The organism is Flavonifractor sp. An10, assembly GCF_002161215.1.
GTDB lineage: Bacteria > Bacillota > Clostridia > Oscillospirales > Oscillospiraceae > Flavonifractor > Flavonifractor avistercoris.
This window is the reverse complement of the sequence record NZ_NFMB01000002.1, coordinates 211,767-234,287: the sequence shown is the minus strand read 5'-3', so window position 1 is coordinate 234,287 and position 22,521 is coordinate 211,767. Positions and strand designations below refer to the sequence as shown.

At 56.2% G+C, this 22,521-nt stretch carries 21 protein-coding genes, 1 tRNA gene and 1 other RNA gene; 6 read left to right on the top strand and 17 right to left on the bottom strand.

What is annotated here, in order from left to right; all coding sequences use genetic code 11:
- Positions 1 to 266: 266 nt before the first annotated feature.
- The 4 genes from lepB to B5E42_RS18675 all read right to left on the bottom strand — a co-directional run bounded on the left by lepB (position 267) and on the right by B5E42_RS18675 (position 6,623).
- Positions 267 to 728 (bottom strand): signal peptidase I, encoded by a 462-nt coding sequence (gene lepB, locus B5E42_RS03890; protein WP_162613898.1) that lies wholly within the window; start codon positions 726 to 728, stop codon positions 267 to 269.
- A gap of 1,087 nt (positions 729 to 1,815) precedes the next feature.
- Positions 1,816 to 2,214 (bottom strand): hypothetical protein, encoded by a 399-nt coding sequence (locus tag B5E42_RS18680; protein ID WP_162613897.1) that lies wholly within the window; start codon positions 2,212 to 2,214, stop codon positions 1,816 to 1,818.
- A gap of 212 nt (positions 2,215 to 2,426) precedes the next feature.
- Positions 2,427 to 5,432, bottom strand: coding sequence for an AAA family ATPase (locus tag B5E42_RS03875; protein ID WP_087236840.1), 3,006 nt, complete (start codon positions 5,430 to 5,432; stop codon positions 2,427 to 2,429).
- 264 nt (positions 5,433 to 5,696) lie between these two features.
- Positions 5,697 to 6,623 (bottom strand): hypothetical protein, encoded by a 927-nt coding sequence (locus B5E42_RS18675; protein WP_141242440.1) that lies wholly within the window; start codon positions 6,621 to 6,623, stop codon positions 5,697 to 5,699.
- 531 nt (positions 6,624 to 7,154) lie between these two features.
- Here B5E42_RS18675 and B5E42_RS03865 point away from each other — a divergent pair.
- The 5 genes from B5E42_RS03865 (at position 7,155) to B5E42_RS03845 (ending at position 11,685) form a co-directional block, all read left to right on the top strand.
- Positions 7,155 to 7,919: an SDR family NAD(P)-dependent oxidoreductase gene (locus tag B5E42_RS03865; protein WP_087236838.1), complete on the top strand. Its 765-nt coding sequence runs from the start codon at positions 7,155 to 7,157 to the stop codon at positions 7,917 to 7,919.
- 133 nt (positions 7,920 to 8,052) lie between these two features.
- Entirely contained in the window at positions 8,053 to 8,730 is a 678-nt protein-coding gene (locus tag B5E42_RS03860) for a response regulator transcription factor (protein ID WP_087236837.1), read from the top strand.
- Positions 8,708 to 10,213, top strand: coding sequence for a HAMP domain-containing sensor histidine kinase (locus tag B5E42_RS03855; RefSeq protein WP_087236836.1), 1,506 nt, complete (start codon positions 8,708 to 8,710; stop codon positions 10,211 to 10,213). Before B5E42_RS03860 ends, B5E42_RS03855 begins: the two co-directional genes overlap by 23 nt.
- 29 nt (positions 10,214 to 10,242) lie before the next feature.
- Complete coding sequence (locus tag B5E42_RS03850) at positions 10,243 to 10,872, top strand: alpha/beta hydrolase (protein ID WP_087236835.1); 630 nt, start codon at positions 10,243 to 10,245, stop codon at positions 10,870 to 10,872.
- 171 nt (positions 10,873 to 11,043) lie between these two features.
- Positions 11,044 to 11,685, top strand: coding sequence for a CatA-like O-acetyltransferase (locus tag B5E42_RS03845; protein ID WP_087236834.1), 642 nt, complete (start codon positions 11,044 to 11,046; stop codon positions 11,683 to 11,685).
- Between the two features lie 99 nt (positions 11,686 to 11,784).
- On the opposite strand, the gene B5E42_RS19480 is transcribed toward B5E42_RS03845, so the two are convergent.
- The 8 genes from B5E42_RS19480 to rpmG form a co-directional block, all read right to left on the bottom strand.
- A complete protein-coding gene (locus B5E42_RS19480; RefSeq protein ID WP_242967006.1) occupies positions 11,785 to 11,991 on the bottom strand; it encodes a hypothetical protein in 207 nt (68 codons plus the stop codon).
- Between the two features lie 439 nt (positions 11,992 to 12,430).
- Positions 12,431 to 14,353, bottom strand: a complete 1,923-nt coding sequence (locus B5E42_RS03835) for a zinc-ribbon domain-containing protein (protein ID WP_087236832.1) — start codon at positions 14,351 to 14,353, stop codon at positions 12,431 to 12,433.
- 503 nt (positions 14,354 to 14,856) lie between these two features.
- Positions 14,857 to 14,930, bottom strand: a tRNA-Gly gene (locus B5E42_RS03830).
- 195 nt (positions 14,931 to 15,125) lie between these two features.
- Positions 15,126 to 15,818 carry a 50S ribosomal protein L1 gene (gene rplA, locus B5E42_RS03825; RefSeq protein WP_087236831.1) on the bottom strand — a complete coding sequence of 231 codons (693 nt, stop codon included), beginning with the start codon at positions 15,816 to 15,818 and terminating at the stop codon, positions 15,126 to 15,128.
- 20 nt (positions 15,819 to 15,838) lie between these two features.
- Positions 15,839 to 16,264, bottom strand: a complete 426-nt coding sequence (rplK, locus tag B5E42_RS03820; RefSeq protein WP_087236830.1) for a 50S ribosomal protein L11 — start codon at positions 16,262 to 16,264, stop codon at positions 15,839 to 15,841.
- A 95-nt stretch (positions 16,265 to 16,359) separates the two neighbouring features.
- A complete protein-coding gene (nusG, locus tag B5E42_RS03815) occupies positions 16,360 to 16,881 on the bottom strand; it encodes a transcription termination/antitermination protein NusG (protein ID WP_087236829.1) in 522 nt (173 codons plus the stop codon).
- A gap of 8 nt (positions 16,882 to 16,889) precedes the next feature.
- Complete coding sequence (secE, locus tag B5E42_RS03810; RefSeq protein ID WP_087236828.1) at positions 16,890 to 17,195, bottom strand: preprotein translocase subunit SecE; 306 nt, start codon at positions 17,193 to 17,195, stop codon at positions 16,890 to 16,892.
- A gap of 44 nt (positions 17,196 to 17,239) precedes the next feature.
- Positions 17,240 to 17,404, bottom strand: coding sequence for a 50S ribosomal protein L33 (rpmG, locus tag B5E42_RS03805; protein ID WP_009259908.1), 165 nt, complete (start codon positions 17,402 to 17,404; stop codon positions 17,240 to 17,242).
- A 317-nt stretch (positions 17,405 to 17,721) separates the two neighbouring features.
- Here rpmG and ruvX point away from each other — a divergent pair, with 317 nt between their 5' ends.
- A complete protein-coding gene (ruvX, locus tag B5E42_RS03800; protein WP_087236827.1) occupies positions 17,722 to 18,147 on the top strand; it encodes a Holliday junction resolvase RuvX in 426 nt (141 codons plus the stop codon).
- 680 nt (positions 18,148 to 18,827) lie between these two features.
- Here ruvX and B5E42_RS03790 read toward each other — a convergent pair.
- The 5 genes from B5E42_RS03790 to ssrS all read right to left on the bottom strand — a co-directional run bounded on the left by B5E42_RS03790 (position 18,828) and on the right by ssrS (position 22,510).
- Positions 18,828 to 19,184 carry a sulfite exporter TauE/SafE family protein gene (locus tag B5E42_RS03790; protein ID WP_087236825.1) on the bottom strand — a complete coding sequence of 119 codons (357 nt, stop codon included), beginning with the start codon at positions 19,182 to 19,184 and terminating at the stop codon, positions 18,828 to 18,830.
- Complete coding sequence (locus tag B5E42_RS03785; protein WP_087236824.1) at positions 19,184 to 19,552, bottom strand: sulfite exporter TauE/SafE family protein; 369 nt, start codon at positions 19,550 to 19,552, stop codon at positions 19,184 to 19,186. The genes B5E42_RS03790 and B5E42_RS03785 overlap by 1 nt, the downstream gene beginning before the upstream one ends.
- A gap of 209 nt (positions 19,553 to 19,761) precedes the next feature.
- Positions 19,762 to 20,478 carry a tRNA threonylcarbamoyladenosine dehydratase gene (locus tag B5E42_RS03780; protein ID WP_087236823.1) on the bottom strand — a complete coding sequence of 239 codons (717 nt, stop codon included), beginning with the start codon at positions 20,476 to 20,478 and terminating at the stop codon, positions 19,762 to 19,764.
- Positions 20,479 to 20,547: 69 nt separating this feature from the next.
- Positions 20,548 to 22,143 (bottom strand): peptidylprolyl isomerase, encoded by a 1,596-nt coding sequence (locus B5E42_RS03775; RefSeq protein WP_087236822.1) that lies wholly within the window; start codon positions 22,141 to 22,143, stop codon positions 20,548 to 20,550.
- 163 nt (positions 22,144 to 22,306) lie between these two features.
- Positions 22,307 to 22,510, bottom strand: a non-coding RNA gene (gene ssrS / locus B5E42_RS03770) — 6S RNA.
- Positions 22,511 to 22,521 lie beyond the last annotated feature (11 nt).

Sequence of the window (22,521 nt, the reverse complement as noted above, 5' to 3'; positions counted from 1 at the left end):
ATGCCTTTCTACTAACTACGATTATATTATAAATGTTTTTTTTTACAAGAAGTATTGTGATATTGTGGAAAATTTTTAATAAGAAAAGCGGCCTGTTTCCAGGTCGCCTTTCTTATTTGTGATCAGATGTATTGAGTTGTCCTGTACTTGGTGGGCCCTTGTGTTGATCATCCTTTCTTAAGATTTTCACCTGGCGTCGACCTTCCATGTGAAGTTGATTTATGATATACGAATACCACTTGGAATATCACGATTTTTGCGGTGAATCACAAAATTTTAGCACAGAGTTGCTCAACAGGTATACACCCCATGTAGCGGCAATCATATGAGGAAGCTCGATTGTCTCCCAAGCGAAAAATATGCTTATCTGGCACATTGACAATCCAACTTCCGGTTCCTGGAATGTTATCAAAAAATCGACCGTTAACTGTTAATACATCGTCATCTGCTCGGATTTGGTCGCCAGGTAACCCGATGACTCTCTTCACATACAGCGTACTGTTACCAGGCTCGGCAAAAAAAGTAACTACGTCACCTCGATTGGGGAGCTCGGCCTCATCCAGCCGGTGCATCAGAATCAGGTCGCCATCACAATATGTTGGGGCCATACTATTTTGCTGAACAATAGCAGGCATGATACCGAAAAAAAAACAGATTATGAGCCATACAACTGCAGAAAAGCACAGACCGCAGAATATTTTGTCCCAAGCGCTCGCCTTGGTCATCATTTGTAAATTCATCTTCTTTGTAACGGTAAATCCTCCTTGTAAAATAAAAACAGTTGGGCCTCGCCGTTGCGATCACCCAACTGTTGAATGTATTATATCACATTTTATCCCAAAATGCAATAATTGCTTGTAAATTTCAATATGTAGAGCAAAATTAAATGTAGACGCCCCACAGCAAGAACTCTTGAGTCCTTGATTTTCCGAGTTTAACAACGTGATTGGGTCATACACCTTGATTTTACTGCTTCATACCTTGACGCCGAGTAGCCAGCATGGAGCGATGACCATCAACGCTATAACTCAAGGCACGAATTAAAGCGGTCTGAGAGCCAATGAGAATACATTTTTTCTTAGTTCGAGTCACAGCGGTATAGACGAGGTTACGAACCAACATACTGCCCATTGTGTCATGGATTGGGATACCGCCCCTGTTCCCGGTCGCTACCATTTCGATTTGTCTGAGTATAAGAGTGGTGTCGGCTTCCGTATGATGATGTGGGATAAGCTCGACAATAACATCATGGATAGCTACAGCGAAAGTGCTACCGTCAATTTGGATGCAGGTGAAACATATGAGTTCCAAGTCCGACAGGACGATGGCTTCCATTCTTACAAGTTGAGCATAGGTTCGCAGAAGGAAACGGTAGACATTATCGGCTATGATACACAGCATACACGTGATATTCTTGTTTGTCGAAAATAGCTTACACAAAGCTACTTTACAATTTGTTAAAATTATGCTGTCGCAGGCAACTTTTTCGCCTACAAATCCGTGCAATGAATAATATAGGCCCTGTATAATTTAATCCAATCGTCCAGGGACATAATTGTAAGCCACGGCAGACGGCTGCGGCGATGTACCAAAACCGGCAGATTCCCTGAATCCCCAGTGTTCTTTGCCGCCTGGTTATATGCGTCATAAAGGGATAACCTTTCTGATCTTTTACACTCAATGTGTACCATGGGGACTCCAACGATATCGGCGCTCGACTCTGTCCCACAGAATTGCTGGGACCGGCGAGCATTAGGAACGCCGAGTTTCCGTAGCTCATGTGCAAGGTCAAGTTCGCCGCGCTTTCCTTTTTGTTTAGAAACCTGTCCCATCATCCTGCGCTCCTTCAAATGAACTCACATGGCGATAGCAAAATTGGGAAATCAAGCTACATATGTGTCGGTAACTATATCCCACATTTGCTGCTATTTTTGCCTTGGGCATTTTATAGAGAAGAAAATCTTCCATAACTTCTTGGTGCTTCTTATTGGGAATGGTTGCAATGGCATGGGATAATATAGAAAAGTGTTGTTTTATACTGTCTTCCAACACATGGAGAGTATCCTCGAGATTTTGAATGCGGGCACTAAAATCCAGATTATAAAGATTGTTTTTGAGTAGATTGATCTCTTGCCTTGCCGCATTATACTTTTCTATGGCCGCGTAATATGTAGCGGCACAGTCACGAATTCTTTCCTCACCCGGTAGCATCATTTCCACCCCTTTTGCAAAAATTACCGCCTCTTTTGGAATTGTGAACTCATTTTTATTCTATACATATTTTGCGTTACATATCAGAGCAAAGATACTTTCCTGGTGAATTACATTGAAAAAATGTGAAAGGCCAAGGCAATAGTAGCGGAGTTGCGGTTTAAAACTTGAAAGCTATAATTGCTTTGTATATTGACGAGAAAACACTCAATTCTTTAGTTTGGATTTTGCTTGAGCAGAACCGACAGTCTCGAACGATGGGTTCCTTCCAGAGTGCGCTGGAGAGCCCGTTCCCACGTGGCTTTCGAACTAACCAAAACGCATCTCTTTTTTGCCCGACTGACAGCAGTATATACTAAGTTTCGAGTAAGGATACTGTCCATTGAATCATCGAGGGGGACAATGACGGTGGAATACTCGCTGCCCTGTGCTTTGTGGATCGTCAGCGCATATGAGAGAATGAGGTTTCGCTTCTGTATTTCTGCAATGGTATGTCTTACAATATGATGATTGGCATATTCAATAGTGACATATTGAGGATTAGATTCTTTAACGATACCTTCTGTACCGTTAAAAAGGTTGCGGCTATAGTCATTTTTGCAGAAGATTACCCGATCACCAGGCATGAGGAGTTCCGGGTCTGCTGGAGCTTGTCCATATACAGAATGATTGAGAATATTTCTCAGTTGAATATTAAGTTCATTGGCGCACTTCTTTGTCGGGGTGAGTACCTGAATTTCACTGGTGCTTACGCCATACTGTGTTATTAAATCAGTCACAATATCAGAAACGGTTGATACAACGGAACCGCCTGCACACCGGAAAGAGATATCGGACGATAAGGAATCGCTAATGGTGGATAATGCTATGCGGAAATCTGCTTGTCCACTTATATTCTCTGTAAATTCGGTTATACCACTGTTGCCATTTTGACGGAAGCGGGTCTTTAACGTAACCGTTGGCATACATTTTGATGCAATCAGGTCACGCAGAATATTCCCAAGCCCAATACAGGGCAACTGATCTGGATCTCCAATCAGTACAATTCGTACACTTGAGGCAGTTTTTTCGATTAGAGCGCTAAAAAGTTCCGTGCTGACCATCGACATTTCGTCCACGATGAGATAATCGCATTTTATAGAGTGGGCAGGTATCAAACTATGTATTGTGGTTGCAGGGTGTCCTGTAGACTCAGCAAGATGAACTGCGGCTTTGCCCGTTGGGGCACAGAGCTTTATTTTAGAACCCGGATTGTGTTTCAAAATCAGTGAGCAAATCGCATCCGTTACAGCTGTTTTTCCGGTCCCTGGACCGCCAGTGATTATACACATAGGAGAGGTAAGGGCAGTAACCACTGCAGACTTTTGCTCAATGGAGAGCATTATCTGCTTTTCGGACTCATAAGAGAAAAGAAGGCGAACGATTTCATCTGTCGAAATGGCAGTTTTCTTTTCTGCTCCAATCACTGCTAAAATTCCTTTTGCAGTGTTTGCTTCCAGTTCATAGTTTTGCGGAAGATAAAGATAATTGGTGTTGCCTATATCTGTCACATATTTAATGATACCCTTTTGAGCCATAGATTTGCAGGTAATAACGATTTCATCGGGCTTGGCCCGTTTACGAGATTCGATAACTCGCTCAACCAGCACAGACTCCGGCAGACATAGACTTCCTTCGGACTGAGAGGCCCGTTTCAGATACTTCAGGACAAACCTTTCCAAGTGAACTACTACCGCCTGTGCAGCCTCCGTCGTTTTCCCCTGTCTGGGAGCGGGAGATAAAGTTAAACCATTATAGGGGCAACTTTTTAACATTTTTGCACATTTGGCGAAATCGCACTCATCCATGGCCTTGGCGGCGGAAAGACGGTAAGTGACTGTTCGCAGTGAGCAACACAGTTTTTGGGCGATTTCTTTGGCTTTTACGCCAGAGTCAGACAAAAGTTTTGTTTTGGCGACAAGAAGGGCTTCGGCATTTTGAGTCTTGAGCACCGCACTGACTGTCTGGCGCGTAACACCGATGGCAGCTGCTATATCTTTTTGCTTGGCTCCCTCAAGGTACATTTTAAGAATTTTTGCATCGCGATTCACTTTTCCTGTTTCTTCCAATTTGCTGATATGGGTATGGGTGCTTGGAGACATAAGACTAACCAGGTTTGCTTCTTCGTCGGTGACGTTCAGAAGGTCAATGATTTTTTTAGGCCCGATTACATAGTGTTTCCGAACTGCAGATGATAGCGTGCTTTTCAGTTCCTGCGGTCTGAGCGGAACCTGAAAGCCCAAATTAAACTCCTCTGTCAGGCTCATTGCCACATCAACAGGATAGATAGATTTTGTGAGGCAAAAGAAAAGATAGATAAAGTTATTCCGTTGTTCACTCCCAATCGGTGCGGCGCGGAGATCTCGAATTTTTTTGACTGCCTCCACAAGGTGTTCGAACCACTCACTCTGATCCTGAGCTGTGGCGACATACTTCTTTTTACTGACCGTCTGTTTCGCTTCGGAGGTAAACGGCAGATGTTCATCTCGATACGATTTGGGATCCAAGCGCTTATCACTTAAATGCTGGACACATACTTCTTTCCCCACAATCGGATTCGTGCTTCCCGGCATACGAAAGAAGCCGATCGGATTTTTGGAGGCGGCTACATCAACTTCCAAGCCGCTCAGTTCCGTTTGGAATTCATCCAGCAAGTTCTGAATAATACCGGTAAAATGGGCAGAAATATCTAAAATACAATTCTTGAACTGAGGCGCATATACAGGGATAAGAAACCACCAAAGTTGTACGCCGCGTCCAGTCAGCACGACATAGTTAGGAGAGTCTAAGTCCTTGCATTGTACACAGTCATTGTTGAAGCGCCAAATAAAGTTATCAATTAAACGCTCCCTCTCCTGCATTGTAATTGAGTTCACATGGCAGTCAATGTCGATAACGATGGCGTTGTAAGAAAACATAGTTTCATATGACCGCTCAATCTTGGTGAAGGACGTCGCTGTTAGATAATAATTCTTTGAGGGATACAGTTCCATTTTCGAAACATAGTCAGCGAGATCCTGTAGGTAAACAGAGCAGATAGTTTTAAATTTTGTATCATCTTTTAAAGCAATCTGAATATATCCATTGTAATTCGAAACTTTCCCAAAGTCTTTCAGGAATTGTAGGCCATCAGCGGTGATTGCATAGGATTGTTTTTTGTAGTGCGGCATAAAGTTTTGCATATGTAAGCTCCTTGCATTGCAATTTGCTTACATTACGCAAACTCATGACACCTTATCAGAGAACAAGCAAATGGTTATCAGATGGAAACGTTATTGAAGAAGGCTGTTCCTTGCAAAACAAAAGTGGGAGGTACCCATCAGGGGTACTTCCCACTTGTTAATTTTATGCATTGGGTGATTTTATCTTTGATTTTTCACCTTCTTTCGCTATATAGTGGAAATATACTACTATTATTCCAGAGAAGCAAAGAAGGAGTTGCCCTGCTACGCTTTTCCGTTGGCTTGTTCAAAAATCGTTTTACAGAGAGTATCCGAAGGACAGAAGACAAATGATATATGTGGGAAAGTCATCTGATAGCGCCGCAAGTGTGCAGCCAATGAATTTCCATCTGCGATCTTATTTTTCCCGGGAATTGGAGCAGACCAACCTTCCAGCGAATCGATATCGGTGACATCGTTTGTGCCAACAACATATACTAACTTCTTCCTCTGGCCTTTTGCCCTGACAGCGGCGTTTTCATAGCGACGGCGATTATCTGGCATACAAAAATCATTAAAAAGTTCCAGTAAGTCAGATTTTCGGTCTACAATGTACTTTCCATCTAACATCTGATAATCTCCGGAATCCATTTTGCTGGGCAAGAGAATGACGTGGTGTTTAGCCGCCCAATCTATCATGGGGGATGCCTTCTCCTCCTTGCTAATCAATAACAAAGGCAAGTTCGGATTGTAAGCCGCCATCAAGTTTGCTCGAATGTTCTCTGGTGATCCTTCGGCCCAAGACACTGTACCGTTAATCCGAATGTCATCAGGATTTATTTTGCTGATATCCAAGGGATAGGATCTACAAATATGGATGCTATCACTGTTAGAATCATCTGCACAATCTAAATAGACAACCAACGAGGAATCAGCGCTCTCAAGCAGGTCTTTTACATTTCTGCGGTTGCGCTGAATGGCTTTCAATGCACAGCACCGGACAAATTCGCCAGCAGATTTTTTCGTGATCCGCCAGCACAACGGCCAAAAACCAGTGACTTGATAGAGACAATACGCATAGCCTGCTGATGGACCAAGCGCAATGTCGTAATACAGCAGAATAGAGTCATCGGTTTCTTGAACACGAACAATGTAAATTGTGGCCAAGCCTGGCGTTGGAGGCGATGGTACATATGTCTGAATAGTTGTCATATACGATACTCCTTTGCAATATAGATATCTTACGATATACACTTTGCATCGGAGATATCATGGGAGGTTCTGGATAACCCGCATATCAAATAGGTTGCGTCTGACCGACGGTGATGATATAATGATAAATATCTTTAGACTCCATGACAGTGTCTCGTCCAAAACAGACATAACATCCCGCTGAAAATGGCACGGGAGTCTAAGGTTTTACCCTTAGGCTCCCTTCTTTTTTGCCCACTTTTGGGGATTGGTCGATGGAGTTTATGAGGAAAAGACGAGAAAAACGTGATGAATTGGATCAAATGGCTGTTGACCAGAATGAGGGGCGAGAGGGACAAAATGAGCGAGATATTAGGTGCGTTTTGAATGAGACGATAACATGAGCTCCGGCCGCCTGAATACAGGCCCGTAGAACAGGATACAGGGAGTCCGGAGAGGATCCGGACTCCCTGTTCTGCGCTCCGGCGGGCTTGCATGGGCCGTCCTTTTGGGGGTAAAATAGAGGAAACAACGCGGCAGGGAGGCATTGGCGTGAATATCGCACTGGTAACCGGGGCGTCCTCCGGCCTGGGGGCGGCCTTCATCCGCCGCCTGGATCAGCTGGGCGGCCTGGACGAGATCTGGGGGGTGGCCCGCCGGGAGGGGCGGATGGAGGCCCTGGCATCGGAGCTGCGCACCCCCATGCGCTCCATCGCCCTGGATCTGACCAAAATGGAGAGCGTGGAGGCCCTCCGCGCCCTGCTGGAGCGGGAGCGGCCGGACGTGCGGGTGCTCATCAACTCCGCCGGCTTCGGCAAGTTCGGCACCTACGCCGACATGACCCTCCAGGAGACGGCGGACATGGTGGATCTGAACTGCAAGGCCGCCGTGGCCCTTACCGCCGCCGTCCTGCCCCATATGGGGAGAGGCGGGCGGGTGCTGGAGATCTGTTCCTCCGCCTCCTTCCAGCCCCTGCCCGGCTTCAACGTCTACGCCGCCACCAAGGCCTTCCTGCTCCGGTACAGCCGGGCACTCCGGTGGGAGGCGGCCCCCCGGGGCATCCGGGTAACGGCGGTGTGCCCGGGGTGGATCCGCACCGAGTTCATGGACGTGGCCCGGGACACCAAAAACGGACGCACGGTGCGCTGCTTTCCCTTTGCCCTCCGGCCGGAGACCGTGGCCCGGCGGGCCCTGCGGGACAGCCGCTGGATGGCGGTGACCACCTGCGGCCTGCCCGCCCTGGTGCAGCGGGCAGCCAGCAAGTTCCTCCCCCACTGCTTCATCATGGCCTGCTGGGAGGGGCTGCGGCGTCTGTAGGAGCCGAAACAGCGCGGCGGGGCGGCCCATGCGGGCCGCCCCGCCTGTTTTTGCGCTTCCCCGCCGGAAGGGGGAGGTTCTCCACACAAAATTCACAATTGTGTGTTAGGATGTGGGCACAGGAGTTGATGGCATGACACGGATTCTGATTGTGGAGGACGAGGCGGACATCCAGGAGCTGCTGGATGCCTACCTCCGGGACGCGGGGTACGACACCGCCCTGGCCGGGGACGGCATTGAGGCGGTGGATCTCATCCAGCGGGGGGACTTTGATCTGGTGCTGCTGGACGTGATGCTGCCCAAGCTGGACGGCTTTGGGGTGTGCGAGCTCATCCGCCGCCAGTCCCGGGTGCCCATCATCCTGCTCACCGCCCTGGACGGGGAGGCGGAGCAGCTGCGGGGCTTTGATCTGGAGATTGACGACTATGTGACCAAGCCCTTCTCCATGCCGGTGCTGCTGCGGAAGATCGGGGCGGTGCTCCGCCGCGTGTCGGGGTCGGCCGGCGGGGCCGAGCTGCTGCGCTATGGGGAGCTGACCCTGGATCTGGACGCCCTGGAGGTGCGCCTGGGCGGGGAGCCCCTGCCGGAGAAACTCACCCTGCGGGAGTTTGAGCTGCTGCGGGAGCTGCTGGCCCGCCCCGGCCGGGTGTTCACCCGGGAAATGCTGCTGGCCAGGCTGTGGGGCTACGACTTCTTCGGGGACGAGCGGGTGGTGGACAGCCACATCAAGAACCTCCGCAAAAAGCTGGGGGTGGACTGCATCGAGACGGTACGGGGGGTGGGCTATCGTGTTCCGAAAGAGCATCCGTGAGCATCTGGCGGCCCGGATTTTTCTGCTCACCTTTGTCCTGCTGCTGGGGGCGGGGGTGCTCACCTTCGCCTTCATCGCCTGGGCCGCCCCCATCACCTATACCGCCGTGGTCAGTGAGCGCCTCCAGACCCAGGTGGACGGGCTGGTCGCCCGGCTGGCCCAGACCAACCTGGCCGACGCCGGCCCCATTCTGGACGAGTTTATCCGGGACAGCGGGGCGTCGGTGTCCCTGGCCAGCCCCGACGGTGCATCGGCGGACACGGGCTCCCTCTATGTGTCCGTCACTACCGCCGTGGAGCAGTCCGATTCGGTGGCCGCCTATGAGAGCAGCGACTACCAGGTGCAGCTGGATCGCGCAAAGGGAGTGGTGACCACCACCATGGCCGGGGCCCTGGCCGCCGACGTGACCTTTGCCGACCGGCCGGAGACCTACCAGCTGCTGGTCACCCCGCCGTTCCGCCTGGCCAACCAGGCGGTGGAGGCCCTGGGCCGGGTGGCCCCCTGGCTGGCCCTGGCCCTGCTGGCCTTCTCCCTGCTGTGCGCGGTGGGGTACTCCCGCTATCTGGCAAAGCCCATCGTCCGCATCAGCGCCATCGCCGGGAAGATGGCGGAGCTGGACTTCCAGTGGAAGTGCGGGGAGAGCCGCCCCGACGAGATCGGCCTGCTGGGCCGCAGCCTGGACGAGATGGCCGGGCGCCTCTCCGCCGCCCTGGCGGAGCTGAAAACCGCCAACGCCGCCCTGCGGGACGACATGGAGCGGGCCCGGGCGGAGGAGCGCCGCCGGCTGGCCTTCTTTGCCGCCGCCTCCCATGAGTTGAAGACCCCGGTGACCATCCTGAAGGGCCAGCTGGGCGGCATGCTGGACGGGGTGGGGGTGTACCGGGATCGGGACAGATACCTGGCCCGCGCCCTCCGGACGGCGAACCGCATGGAGGCCCTGGTGGGGGAGATCCTCTCGGTCTCCCGCATGGAGTCGGGGGCGGAGGCGGAGAAGCGGGAGCGGCTGGAGCTGTCGGCCCTGGTATCCGCCCGGCTGGACGCCTACGCCGAGCTGCTGGAGCAGCGGGGCATGACCCTGGAGCTGCGCCTTACCCCCGGCGTGTATGTGGAGGGGGACGCCGCCCTGCTGGGCCGGGCGGTGGACAACCTGCTCTCCAACGCCGCCCGCTACTCCCCGGAGGGGGCCGAGGTGCGCGTCACCGTCCGGGCGGAGGGGGGTGTCCCCGTTCTGGAGGTGGAAAACACCGGCGTCCACATCTCCGACGGCGCCCTGCCCCATCTCTTTGATGCCTTCTACCGGGAGGAGGGCTCCCGCAGCCGGAGCACCGGCGGCAGCGGCCTGGGCCTCTACCTGGTGCGCATGATTCTGGAGCGCCACGGCGCGTCCTGCGCCATCCAAAACACGGAGGAGGGGGTGCGGGCCGCGGTGCGGTTCGGCCCCGCTGGCGGCGCTGGAATTCCGGCCGGGGATGTGGTAGAATAAGCCAAAATACCTGACCTAGGAGGGCGCTTATGGCGAAGATCATTCTGGTTCACGGCTCCGGGCACAGGGCGGCAAGCTGGGAGAAGACGGTTTCCTGTCTGGGCGGCCGTGAGGACGTCCTTTGCCCTGAGCTCTCCGGCATCCTCGGGGGGAAGGAGGCCAGCTACCCCAATCTCTGCGCCTCCTTTGCGGATTATTGCGCGCAGGTGGGAGAGCCCTTCCATCTTTGCGGCCTCTCACTGGGCGGGATCCTGGCCCTGCACTACACGCTGGAGCACCCGGAGCAGGTGAGGACGCTGGTGCTGATCGGCACGCCGCACAAGGTTCCCGGGGCGTCTTTCGCCCTCCAAAATGCGGTGTTCCGGTTCCTGCCCAAGTCCGTCTTCACGTCCATGGCCTTTGACAAGAGGAATACCTTTGCCCTGGGGAGCTCCATGAAAAACCTGGACTTCAGCGCACGGGCGGGCGGCATCCGCTGCCCCGCCCTGATCCTCTGCGGGGAAAAGGATCGGGCGAATCTCCCATCCGCCCGGTTCCTGGCTCAGAACATCCCGGGCGCGGAGCTGCAGATCATCGCACATACCGGCCATGTGGTCAATGAAGAAAATCCCCAGGCCCTGGCGGAGCTGCTGAAGGACTTCTACGCGCGGCATCCCTGACTGTCTGCAGCCGCGGCAAGATAAAAAACCTCAGGAGGTGGGCACATGAAGCGCGGCCTTGCTTCCGCTCCATGCGGGGCCTGACCGGGCCGGCCTGCATGGAGCAAGCGCCGTGATCCCCGCGGCCCTGCATGTTTGACAAACAGACAAATATGCAAAGGGGAAATCCACATGAATCCAACTTACCATATTGTTGACCGGAGCGCATGGAGCCGGAGTGGGCTTTTTCAGTTCTATCTGGATCACATGCGGGTGGTGATGAGCCTCACCGTGGACATGGACGTGACGCCGCTGGTGCGGTATGTCAAGGGGCGCGGCCTGAAGTTCTACCCGGCCATGATCTGGGCGGTGTCCCGGGTGATCAACGCCCACGACGAGTTCAAGTACGGCTGGGACACATCGGGGAACCTGATCCGGTGGGACTTTGTCTCCCCCAGCTATGCCCACTTCCACCGAGAGGATGAGAACTTCACCAAGCTGGTGACGGAGTATGCCGGGGAGCTGTCCGTCTTCCACGCCCGCTTCCTGCGGGATCGGGAGCGGTACGGGGAGCTCCGGGGCGTGGTTGGGCACCAGCCGCCCAACTTCTTCGACGTGTCCTGCCTGCCGTGGGTGCGCTACCGGCACTTTGACGTCCACGTCTTTGACCAGGGGACGTTCCTGGCCCCGGTGGTCACCTGGGGCCGGTATGAGGAGGAGCGGGGGCGGCTGATCATGCCGCTGACCATGAACATCCACCACGCCGTGGCCGACGGCTTCCACCTGTCCCGGTTTTTCCGGGAGGTGCAGGAGCTGACGGACGGGCTGCGCTGAACAGACGGTCTCCATCACACACCCCATTAGCCAAGGAAAAAGGCGGCGGGCCCATTTGAGGCCCGCCGCCTCAGCCTGTCGAGAAACCCGGTCTGCGGATTATGCGCAGGCCGGGTTTCTCGACAGGCTGTCATGTGTTGACAAAAGAGATGCGACGCTGTTTTCGCGCGCAAACTGGGCAGCCACTTCCGCAAAACCTATTGTCGGGGGATGTTTGCCGCTCATGGCCACAGACACTGCATTTCCACCACACTTTTTTGTTGGAACGCGCAGAACAATTTTGTGGTGCATTTTCGTTCTTCTCATAATCCCATTCCTCAAGCAAATTGGGACGTTCCTCTGCAACGCTGCCCAACCTCTTGGAACGATTTGCACAATAGGGGCACTTATGTCCTCTCCGGCTTCGATTTGAGACAGGAGCTTTCCATTCATGCCCCTTTTCACATCGCCACCAAACCTTTCTCCCGGACTGTGCAGAAACTTGTTCCGATGCTAGGGCTTGTTTGAAAATTGGCGATGTGTCCAGCGGCGAGGGATTTTGGGCCGCTGGCAAGCAATTTTTTCGCAGGAATCCTGACGGATTTCAAGGAAAAATTGCGCCGTCCAGGGGGGCAAAAGGCCCGCCGATTGGGCATGTTGACATGTTTCAAACAAGCCCTAGCGGCGCGTTTTTTGAGATGTCCCACTGGGCAGCGAGCTCCGGATGGGACACAGACAGGCGCAGGTGCGGGAAGCAGTTGAGGTATTAACTGCGGGGGATCCCCTCCCCTTTCCGCTGGCGATCTTTGATGCTCGCCTGCCACACGAACTCCCCGCGCCGCCACCAATACTTTTTGCCAGAGCAATAGAGCACTTGATCCGGCGTCAGCGGAAAATTGAGTTCGCTGTCCCACTCCCGAGCCAGCTCCGGATACAGCGCAAGCAGGGAATTGTCCCCGCAAACAGCCCGGTCATTGCAATAGGGGCAGCGCTTTGAAGGCGCCAGTCTGTTGAGATGGCTGGGATCAGATTGCCACTCATGACCTTTTTCACATTGCCACCAAAATTTTTTATTGGATTGATTCGCTATCTCACTGGGTATGAGCGGCAAATTTTTTGTGGGATGCCAGATCTGAACAAGCGCAGGATCCATCGGCCGCACTGGGCCGCATCGCGTCACGGTTCTCGGATAACAGATGGGACATCTGCTTTCTCGGGGCTTAGTGCGGGAACAGATGGCTGCCTTCCAAACATGTCCTTCCGAACATGCCCAATATACTTCTTTTTCAGAGCCGGGAACTACATCATAGGGTGTCAGGGGGAAATTCAACTCAGGATGCCATTGAGCGGCAATTTCCGATCGGAGCACTGCCAGGCAGTTTTTCTCATACGCCCGAAGATTGTCACAGAACGGACAGTTTGAGCGGTTCTTGGTTCTGTTGGCAATTGTTGCTTGATACTCCTGCTGACATTTCGGACAGTGCCACCAAACTTTTCGAGATGAACCGCTGAATACAGTATCAGGATTGTCAGTGTTGCGGGTGCTCCACTCCCGTGCAATCTCAGGATATTCTACCGCCAGGGTGCGTTTCTTTCGCTCGTGAAAATACATTCGGTTGATTGCATATCGATCCCGCCAGTGGTAAAAATCGAGCGGCGGCAAATCAAGATAGGAAAATACAGCAGCGATCATTTGGTCAAGATACCGGTCCCGCTCGTCAAATCTGTATAGAATTTTCGATTTTTGAAATACAACCGGCTCAGCCAGCTCCCTGCTGTCACAGATGCGAAGCACCTGATACCCCGCCTCCCGCAGGGCGCGGTCTTTCTGTTCCGCCCTCTTTCTGGCCGCCAAACTGCTGTGGTAATAATACCCATCATGTTCCAGCACCAATTTGCGTTCAGGCAGAAAAATATCCATTTTATATTTTCGGAATGGTTCCTCACAGGTACAGCTTGGGCAAGCCTGCCGCAAATAATAGAATAATGCGCGCGCGGGATAGGACATTTTAAAATCCTTTGCACATTGGGGGCAGCCTCGTCCCAGCGATGTCCGATTGGATATTTTTGCCAGCCATTTGTGTGAGGGATTGTACGTGCATTTCCACCAGGCTTTGTGGTTGCTGTGCGGCGGGAAATCTTCTGGCTTTTGTCCGTTGTTTAATACATAGTCCCACTCCCCGGCAACTTCCGGATATTTTTCAGCCAGATTATAGGCTGTGGACACACGCTCTCCGGAGCAATAGGGGCATACCGGGGCTCCTGATTTCCGCGCTTTCTCTGCTGTTTCAGCGCGATCACAGATTATGGCCCTCCATCGATGGTTTTTTGTACAGCGCCAATAAACGTTTTGTTTTGAATGGGGCAAACAGCTTTCCGGCGGAAATGGATTTCTTTCGCTGTCCCATTCATCCTTCAATTCCGGATACTCCGTCGCCAGATTATAAAACGGGCTGGGTTTTCGGTGTTCGCAGAATGGGCAGGTTTGGACCGCCGGGTTCCTTGTGACATGATTTAATGTGCGTTGCCATGAAAGCCCACAGACATGACAGCGGAACCAAACACGCTTTCCGGAGGAAAATCCGATTTTATCAGGAGAGAGCGGATTGTTCCCTTCCTGATAAAAATGAAGCAGCAGATATGAGCGGTTTTGGAGGCACCAGTCTTGAAAGCTCATTTTAGGCTTCATTCTATTTGCTCCTTCATCTAAATTAATCTGATTGAATACGGGCTTCTTTTCGTCGCCAAACCACGCCCTTGGATCACAACAATTTGTTGGACAAGGGAGTTTATCTGCGTATGCATTATACTCCGATTTGTTGTCTCAGATGAAACCTTGATATCGGTTTGCATACGCCTTCCCACAAAATACTTTGTATTCCGACATGCCCCTGTTACAATAACCATTGTAACAAATAGACAGCAGCAGTCTAGACAGAGTGGAGCCGCCCCTGAATGGCGAACACCAAGAAGAAAGACATGACCAACAGGCCATGCCTTTCTTCTTGGAAGAGCAGGTTAAAATCGATATTTCTTAATGGAGAAAAATGCCGCCCGCAGGGCGGCCTACCAAGTGCGCGCCCAGCGCAGCGGGTCGCAGTTGGAAAGGAAGGAGTAAGAGAGCGGGCGGATGACGTCTTTTTTGCCTCAGTCATAAAAAGACGTCGGAGCAAAGCAGACTTTGCTCCGACGTGGAGCAGGTAAAGGGAATCGAACCCTCATATTCAGCTTGGGAAGCTGACGTTCTACCACTGAACTATACCTGCAATTCAATTGACTAAAAAATTATAGCATATCTGCCGCGGCTTGGCAAGAGGTTTTTGTGCCGGCGGCGGAGAAAGTTTTGTCGAAGCCCGTCCCTGGGCGAAGGCGGAGGTAAAAGCGCAGCGGCCGCGCCGACCTGACTGGTCGGCACGGCCGCTGGCCGGACAGCCGGGAAAGGAGTCCTCTCCCGGAGAGCATTACATCAGCTTGGCCGCGTTGATCTTCACGCCGGGGCCCATGGTGGAAGCACACACGCAGGAGCGGATGTACTGACCCTTGGCGGCGGAGGGCTTGGCCTTGACGATGGCGCCCATGAGGGCGTTGAAGTTCTCGGCGAGCTTCTCAGCGCCGAAGGAGACCTTGCCGATGGGGCAGTGGATGATGTTGGTCTTGTCCAGACGGTACTCCACCTTACCGGCCTTGATCTCGGTGACGGCCTTGGCCACGTCGGGGGTGACGGTGCCGGCCTTGGGGGAGGGCATCAGGCCCTTGGGGCCCAGAACCTTACCCAGACGGCCCACGACGCCCATCATGTCGGGGCTGGCCACCACCACGTCGTAGTCGAACCAGTTCTCCTTCTGGATCTTCTCCACCAGATCCATCTCGCCCACGAAGTCGGCGCCGGCGGCCTTGGCGGCCTCGGCCTTGTCGCCCTTGGCGAAGACCAGCACGCGCTGGGTCTTGCCGGTGCCGTGGGGCAGGACGATGGCGCCGCGAACCTGCTGGTCAGCGTGGCGGGAGTCAACGCCCAGCTTCACGTGGAGCTCCACGGTCTCGTCAAACTTGGCGGGAGCGGTCTTGACCACCAGCTCCATGGCCTCAGCGGTATCGTACAGAGCGCCCTTGTCGATGAGCTTGGCGCTCTCCTGATATTTCTTGCCTCTAAACATATTCCATTCCCTCCTTCGCCTTAGTCGCCCACGACCACGCCCATGGAGCGGGCGGTGCCGGCGATCATGCTCATGGCAGCCTCAATGCTGGCGGCGTTGAGGTCGGGCATCTTGGTCTCGGCGATCTTGCGCACATCGTCCTTGCTGATGGTGGCCACCTTGGTCTTGTTGGGCACGCCGGAGCCGGACTCGATGTTGCAGGCCTTCTTGATCAGGACGGCCGCGGGGGGCGTCTTGGTGATGAAGGTGAAGGAGCGGTCGGCGTAGACGGTGATCACCACGGGGATGATCAGGCCTGCGTCGTTCTTGGTGCGCTCATTGAACTCCTTGGTGAAGGCGGCGATGTTGATGCCGTGCTGACCAAGGGCGGGGCCGACGGGGGGCGCGGGAGTCGCCTTGCCCGCGGGAATCTGAAGTTTCACATAACCAGTAATTTTCTGTGCCATTTGAAACAGCACCTCCTACGATAAATGTGGTTGGAAGCGGAACTGCAGGGCAGTCCCTCCCACGTGCGGGGAATCGGGCCGCAGGGCCCGGGATGTCATTCGACCGGCTCGACCTGATCCAGCTCCAGCTCTACGGGGGTTTCGCGGCCGAACATGGAGACCACCACCCGTACCTTGCTGCGATCCAGGTCGATCTCCTCCACGGTGCCCAGGAAGGACTCCAGAGCGCCGTCGGTAATCTTCACGTTGTCGCCCACCTGATAGCCGACCACCACCTCGCGCTTTTCCACGCCCAGGGCGGCAATCTCTTCGTCTGTCAGGGGGATGGCCTTGTTGCCGGAGCCAACAAAGCCGGTGGCGCCGCGGATATTGCGCACCAGATGCCAGGTGTCGTCGGTCATCACCATCTTCACCAGCACATAGCCGGGAAAGACCTTGCGCTCCACGGTCTTGGGGCCGTTGTCCGTGATCTCGGTAACCGTCTCCAGGGGGATGCTGACCTCCTGGATCAGGTCGCGCAGACCGCGGTTCTCCACGGCCTTCTCGATGCTGGCGGCCACGGTGTTCTCATAGCCGGAATAGGTATGCACCACATACCACTTCGCGTTGTCAGCCATGCCGCACCTTAACCCTTACCGAAGAGATCCAGCAGGGCGGTGATCACGGCGCCGGCCAGGGCATCAAACACCCAGATGCAGATGCCCACGATGATGCAGCAGACGATCACGATCACGGTGTTGTTGATGGTCTGCTTGCGAGTGGGCCACTGAACCTTTTTCAGCTCGCCCTTCATATCCTTGAACCACTTGCCGATGCGGGCGAAGACGCCGGGCTTCTTGTCAGCGGGCTTCGCGTCCTTCTTCTTCTCGGCCTTCGCGGGCTTGTCGGCGGCCTTGTCGGCGGCCTGTTCCAGCTTCTCGTTTTCAGACATTCCGTTTCACCCTTCTTTCTTCTGCGCCATAATCAGAGCACGCATTACTTGGTCTCGTTGTGAACCGTGTGCTTCCTGCAGAAGGGGCAGTACTTGTTGAGTTCCAGACGGTCGGGAGTGTTCTTCTTGTTCTTGTTGGTGTTATAGTTCCGCTGCTTGCACTCGGAGCAGCGCAGGGTGATCTTCACCCGGTTGCCGGCTTTCGCCATGTTCGGCACCTCCTTCAATGATTGGCCGCGGACAGCAAAAAAGCTGAACCCGGCCGCGGGCCGAATCCAGCAACGCACCACCGGCAGAAAAACGGCCGGTCAAGTTCGTCACGGTGCGGATTCGGCATGCTTGCCTCCCTATGTCCTCCAGACGAGGGAAGGGTTTGTACGTCATCACACCGTAAAAATGCGCACAAAAAAAGAGCCCTTTTTCATAGGTGAATAGAGTCTATCACAGCTTCTCCCGGAAGTCAAGGATTTTTCCTTGTTTTTTTCCCGGTTCTCGGGTATATTGGGGGAGAAAAGGAGTGATTGGATTGCGCATCATGGCGATTGACTACGGAGACGCCCGAACCGGGGTGGCCATCTCCGATCCCACCGGCCTGCTGGCCGGGTTTACCACGGTGATCCACAGCCGGAAGCCGGAGGCGGTGGCGGCGGAGCTGGCCCGGCTGGTGCGGGAGCACCGGGTGGAGGAGCTGGTCATGGGCTTCCCCCGTAACATGGACGGCACCGAGGGCCCCCGGGCCGAGCTGTACCGCGCCTTTGCGGAGCAGGTGGAGGCCGCCTGCGGCCTCAAGCCGGTGCTGTGGGACGAGCGGCGCACCACCGTGGAGGCCCACAGCATCCTCCACGCCTCGGGCAAGCGGATGAAAAACCACAAAAAAACCGTGGACGCGGTGGCGGCGACGCTGATTCTGGAGGGATACCTCACCTTCAGGCGGGCGCGGGGACAGGCGTAGGGCGCGGCATCCCTGACGCGCCGCCCGCGGGGCGGTATGACAACTGCCAGGCCCGCAGGGGCGGATATCATCCGCCCGCTTGCCCCCGCCACCGCTGGCCCCGTGGGGCGCGACGACTCGGCGCGCCGTCCGTAGGGGCGACCTGTGGTCGCCCGTCATTTGCTGGGGAATCCCCGGGGACGCGCCGCTTTTTTGAAGGTGGCTTCGCTGGATTTTTATCGGAAGCGCCCCCGGCACCCCCGACGCGGCGGGCGCCCCCATTTCTTCCCAAAGAAATGGGGGAAAGAAGGGTCAGGGGCTCCGCCCCTTGGATCCCCCCAAAACGGGGGCTCATGGCGGCGGTGGGCTGTACGGACAGGGCAAAAACCAACCGCGCATTGTCGCCCGCTTCGTCGGCACAAGTTCCAGATCATTCGCTTCACCGCAAGCGGCAAAGCTCGTTCCCTCCACTGTGCCTCCTCTCCCCACCGAACCCGCTTCGCTGGGCTTCGGCGGGGCCCCGTAATGATCATCGCTACAGGCGCTGCCGCGCCCCGGGCGGCACGCATCGGGATTACCCTGCAAGCCCCGATGGCCGCAGCGCTGTACCGGGTGCGCCCGCCGGGCCGCCGGGGGGCTGGAGCGGATGCGGAGGCCCGGTCTCCCGCTGCGGCCGGGGAAGTTTTCCGTACCCTTTGCCGTCAGGTTTTGGCGAACAGTTCCCGCAGGCCCACCACGAGGAGGAAGCCGCCGAAGCAGCGGCGGAGCAGCTCCACGTCCAGCCCGGTGGCCAGCCAGGCGGCCAGGGCGGTGCCCGCCAGCCCGGCCAGGGCGGCGGGCCAGACGGTCTTGCCGTCGATATACCCGTTCTTGATGTGGGCTGGCAGGGCGGTGGCGGCGGCGGGCAGGAAGTAGAGCAGGTTGACCCCCTGGGCCAGGTTCTGGGGCACGCCGGCGAAGGTGGTCATATAGATGAGCAGCAGGGTGCCGCCGCCGACGCCGAAGCCGGAGAGGATGCCGGTGGCGGTTCCGGCCAGGAGGGGGAGCAGCCAGCCCATCAGAAGAACAGGGCCTTGACGCCGCCGTAGAGGATGAGCAGGGCGAAGGCCCGGCGGAGCCACACCATATTCAATTTCTTGAACATCCGACCGCCCAGGAAGCCCCCGATCAGCCCGCCCACCAGGTAGGGCAGGGCCAGCAGGAAGTCCAGCCCGCCCCGGAACCAGTAGATGGCGGAGGACAGGACGCACAGGGGCAGGATGACGGCGATGGAGGTGGCAAAGGCCTGCCGCTGATCCAGGCCGCACCACCGGGTGAGCAGGGGCACCAGGAGCATACCGCCGCCCCCGCCGAAGAAGCCGTTGGCCAATCCGGCGGCCCCGCCGGCTACGGCGCTGCGGAATTTTGAACCGGACTTTTTCTGCAAAAAGCATCCCTCCCTTAGGGCTTGTTTGAAAATTGGCGATGTGTCCAGCGGCGAGGAATTTGGGGCCGCTGGCAAGCAATTTTTTTGCGGGAATCCTGACGGATTTCAAGGAAAAATTGCGCCGTCCAGCGGGCAAAAGACCCGTCGATTGGGCATGTTGACATGTTTCAAACAAGCCCTGGCCATAGTCTGCCAGGGGAGGGATGCTTTTATGCGCGCAGGCCGGCCAGGGCCATCACCACGTCGCCGGCCAGCATGAGGCCGGCCGCCGGGGGCACCCAGGCCACGCTGCCGGGGACGGAGCGGCGGCCGGGGGGCGGGGCCTCGGTCTGGATGGGCGCCCGGGGCTCCTCCGGCGACCAGAGCACCCGGTGGTGGACGATGCCCCGGGCCCGCAGCTCCTTGCGCACCACCCGGGCCAGGGGACAGCCCTCGGTTTTGGACAGGTCGGAGATGCGGAACTGGGTGGGATCCAGCTTGTTGCCGGTGCCCAGGGAGGAGATGATGGGGATCTCCCGCCCCAGGGCGGTCTCGATCAGATCCAGCTTGCAGGACACCAGATCGATGCAGTCCACGATGTAGTCGTAGGGGACGGCAAAGAATTTCTCCCGGCTGGCGGCCTCGTACTTCTCCGCCAGCACGGTAAGGCGGCAGGCCGGGTTGATCTGGGAGATGCGCTCCGCCATGGCGGCGGCCTTGGGCTGGCCCAGGGTGGACTCCAGGGCCTCCGCCTGCCGGTTCAGGTTGGTGAGGCCCACGTCGTCGTGATCCACCAGGGTGAGGGCGCCCACGCCGGAGCGGGCCAGGGCCTCGGCGCACCAGCTGCCTACGCCCCCCAGGCCGAACACCGCCACGTGGGCGGCGGCCAGCCTCTCCATGGCCTCCGGCCCCAGCAGCATCTCTGTCCGCAGAAATCGCTCGTCCATATACAGCTTCCTTTCAAAAAAGCGGACGGAGCGTGGCCCCGTCCGCTTTTTTCATGCTTGTTCCGCAGCTCAGCCCACGTAGTTGATGCCGCTGCCCTCGGTGGCCTCCAGGCCGTCCTGGATCTCGGTGAGCCACTCGTTATAGTCGGTTCCCCGCAGGGAGCTGTCCGCCGTGTTCTTCCACACCGGGTCGTCCCAGCTCTGGAAATAGATCACGTGCCAGCCCTGCTGGCCGTCCTGGGGGTTCTCCAGCACGGTGGTGTCGCCCTCCTGGCGGGCCTCGTCAAAGATCCAGTCGTTGAAGGCCTCAAACATCTGGCCCTCATAGACCTGCTCGTACAGGCCGCCGTTGGTGTTGGAGCCGGTGTCGTCGGAGTACTCATTGGCCAGCTCGCCGAAGGACTCGGCGGTCTTGTCGCCGGCCTCCCACTGGGCCAGCAGATCCTCGGCCTCCGCCTTGGCGGCGTCCAGGGCCTCCTGGGTGGGGATCTGGCTCTCGTCCACGTCCTCGGTGGACTCGTCGTCCTCCTGGGTCAGCTCGGCCTGGATCAGGATGTGGCGGATGTCCACGGTGGGCGTCTCGTCACGATAGCGATCCATGAACAGCACCACATAGTAGCCGGTGCTGCTGGAGGTGGTGCTCTCCGCCACGGTCACGTCGCCGGCGGTGCGGCCGGCATCCTGCATCCACTCCGAGTAGCTGGAGGCCAGGCCGCTGCCCACGGTGGTGCGCAGGGGGCTGTAGGTGTCCACGCTGTCCTCGCCCACATAGTCGGCCAGCAGCTCGCCGAAGGCGGCGGCCTTGTCGTCGGCCTCATTCAGGGCGGCGGCAAAGGCGTCGGCCTGGGCCTTGGCCTCCTCCATGGCGGCGGTGCTCTCCTCCTCGGTGGGCTCCACAGTGTTGCCCTCCTCGTCGGTGGTGGACTCGGCGGTGCCGTCGATAAAGGCATAGTAGTACTGGAAGGTATCCAGGGTGTCGGCGTTCTCCTCGTAGTAGGTCTGGATCTCCTCGTCGGTATAGGTCAGGCCGTCGTACACGCTGTTGGAGTAGCCGTAGGCCAACTGGGCCCGCTCCAGGCAGGCGCGGTAGGCGGAGGGGGTCATATACCGGCCGAAGCGGACCTTCAGATAGCCGGCCAGGTTGCGGCCGTACTGCTCGGCGGTCTGGCGCATGGACTCGATCGCCTCGTCAACGGTGGCCTGGTCCTCCTCGGTCATGGTATAGCCGGCCTCGTCGGCAGCGTTGAGCAGGGCGGTCTGGCTGGTCAGGGCGGTCACGGCCTGATCCAGGAAGTAGTCGTGGTAGGTCTGGGTCTGGGCCTCATCCCGGTACTGCTCGGCGGGATCCACGCTGGCGTCAAAGCTGGACGCGCCGTACAGGCTGTACTGATACTCCGTCTGCACGGCGCTGTCGTAGTAGTACATCACATCGGTGACGCTGTAGTCCCGGCCGCCCACGCTGACGGCCGCCTCCCGGCGCTGGAAGATGCCGGAGTGCCACACCAGCAGGATCACCACCAGGACGGCGACGATCACACCGATGACCGTATACAGAACCGCCTTGCGCTTGGCGGCCTTCTGCTCCTGGAGCTCCTTCCGCTGGGTCTGGGTGAGCCCCTTGTTGGGGTCGCTCTGGCGCGTTTTCTTTTCTCTGGATGCGCTCATTTGTAGCTTCAGTCCTCTCAGTAATCTCCCCCGCAGAGGCGGGGTTTCCGTAGACGTTCAAATATTATACAGGAAAAACCCCGCCTGCGCAAGAGGAAAAGCAGGTTTTACAGTTTATTCAAACAGAGGAAAAAGAAAAAGCCCCACGAAGCTTCCGCTTCGTGGGGGCCCCGCTCTGGCCGTGCGAGCCCACTTAAAACCTGCACAAAATGGCAGGTGGGTTGCCTCCACGGCGCTTCGTCGCTTCCAACTTCCAGCCGCACCTCGGAGGGGGGCCGGGAGGCCTGCGGTTCACGCCGTGAGTTCTGGCATCCCGTTTGAGAGATGTGGGTTTAAATAGAGCCCGTCACGCACCGAGCAGGAAAATTTGTGTCCTTG

Bases quoted from the DNA above. Each gene is read 5' to 3' on its own strand.
- lepB (WP_162613898.1), bottom strand. From the start codon at position 728: ATGATGACCAAGGCGAGCGCTTGGGACAAAATATTCTGCGGTCTGTGC.
- B5E42_RS18680 (WP_162613897.1), bottom strand. From the start codon at position 2,214: ATGATGCTACCGGGTGAGGAAAGAATTCGTGACTGTGCCGCTACATAT.
- B5E42_RS03875 (WP_087236840.1), bottom strand. From the start codon at position 5,432: ATGCAAAACTTTATGCCGCACTACAAAAAACAATCCTATGCAATCACC.
- B5E42_RS18675 (WP_141242440.1), bottom strand. From the start codon at position 6,623: ATGACAACTATTCAGACATATGTACCATCGCCTCCAACGCCAGGCTTG.
- B5E42_RS03860 (WP_087236837.1), top strand. From the start codon at position 8,053: ATGACACGGATTCTGATTGTGGAGGACGAGGCGGACATCCAGGAGCTG.
- B5E42_RS03850 (WP_087236835.1), top strand. From the start codon at position 10,243: ATGGCGAAGATCATTCTGGTTCACGGCTCCGGGCACAGGGCGGCAAGC.
- B5E42_RS03845 (WP_087236834.1), top strand. From the start codon at position 11,044: ATGAATCCAACTTACCATATTGTTGACCGGAGCGCATGGAGCCGGAGT.
- B5E42_RS19480 (WP_242967006.1), bottom strand. From the start codon at position 11,991: ATGAGAAGAACGAAAATGCACCACAAAATTGTTCTGCGCGTTCCAACA.
- B5E42_RS03835 (WP_087236832.1), bottom strand. From the start codon at position 14,353: ATGAAGCCTAAAATGAGCTTTCAAGACTGGTGCCTCCAAAACCGCTCA.
- rplA (WP_087236831.1), bottom strand. From the start codon at position 15,818: ATGTTTAGAGGCAAGAAATATCAGGAGAGCGCCAAGCTCATCGACAAG.
- rplK (WP_087236830.1), bottom strand. From the start codon at position 16,264: ATGGCACAGAAAATTACTGGTTATGTGAAACTTCAGATTCCCGCGGGC.
- nusG (WP_087236829.1), bottom strand. From the start codon at position 16,881: ATGGCTGACAACGCGAAGTGGTATGTGGTGCATACCTATTCCGGCTAT.
- secE (WP_087236828.1), bottom strand. From the start codon at position 17,195: ATGTCTGAAAACGAGAAGCTGGAACAGGCCGCCGACAAGGCCGCCGAC.
- rpmG (WP_009259908.1), bottom strand. From the start codon at position 17,404: ATGGCGAAAGCCGGCAACCGGGTGAAGATCACCCTGCGCTGCTCCGAG.
- B5E42_RS03790 (WP_087236825.1), bottom strand. From the start codon at position 19,184: ATGGGCTGGCTGCTCCCCCTCCTGGCCGGAACCGCCACCGGCATCCTC.
- B5E42_RS03780 (WP_087236823.1), bottom strand. From the start codon at position 20,478: ATGGACGAGCGATTTCTGCGGACAGAGATGCTGCTGGGGCCGGAGGCC.
- B5E42_RS03775 (WP_087236822.1), bottom strand. From the start codon at position 22,143: ATGAGCGCATCCAGAGAAAAGAAAACGCGCCAGAGCGACCCCAACAAG.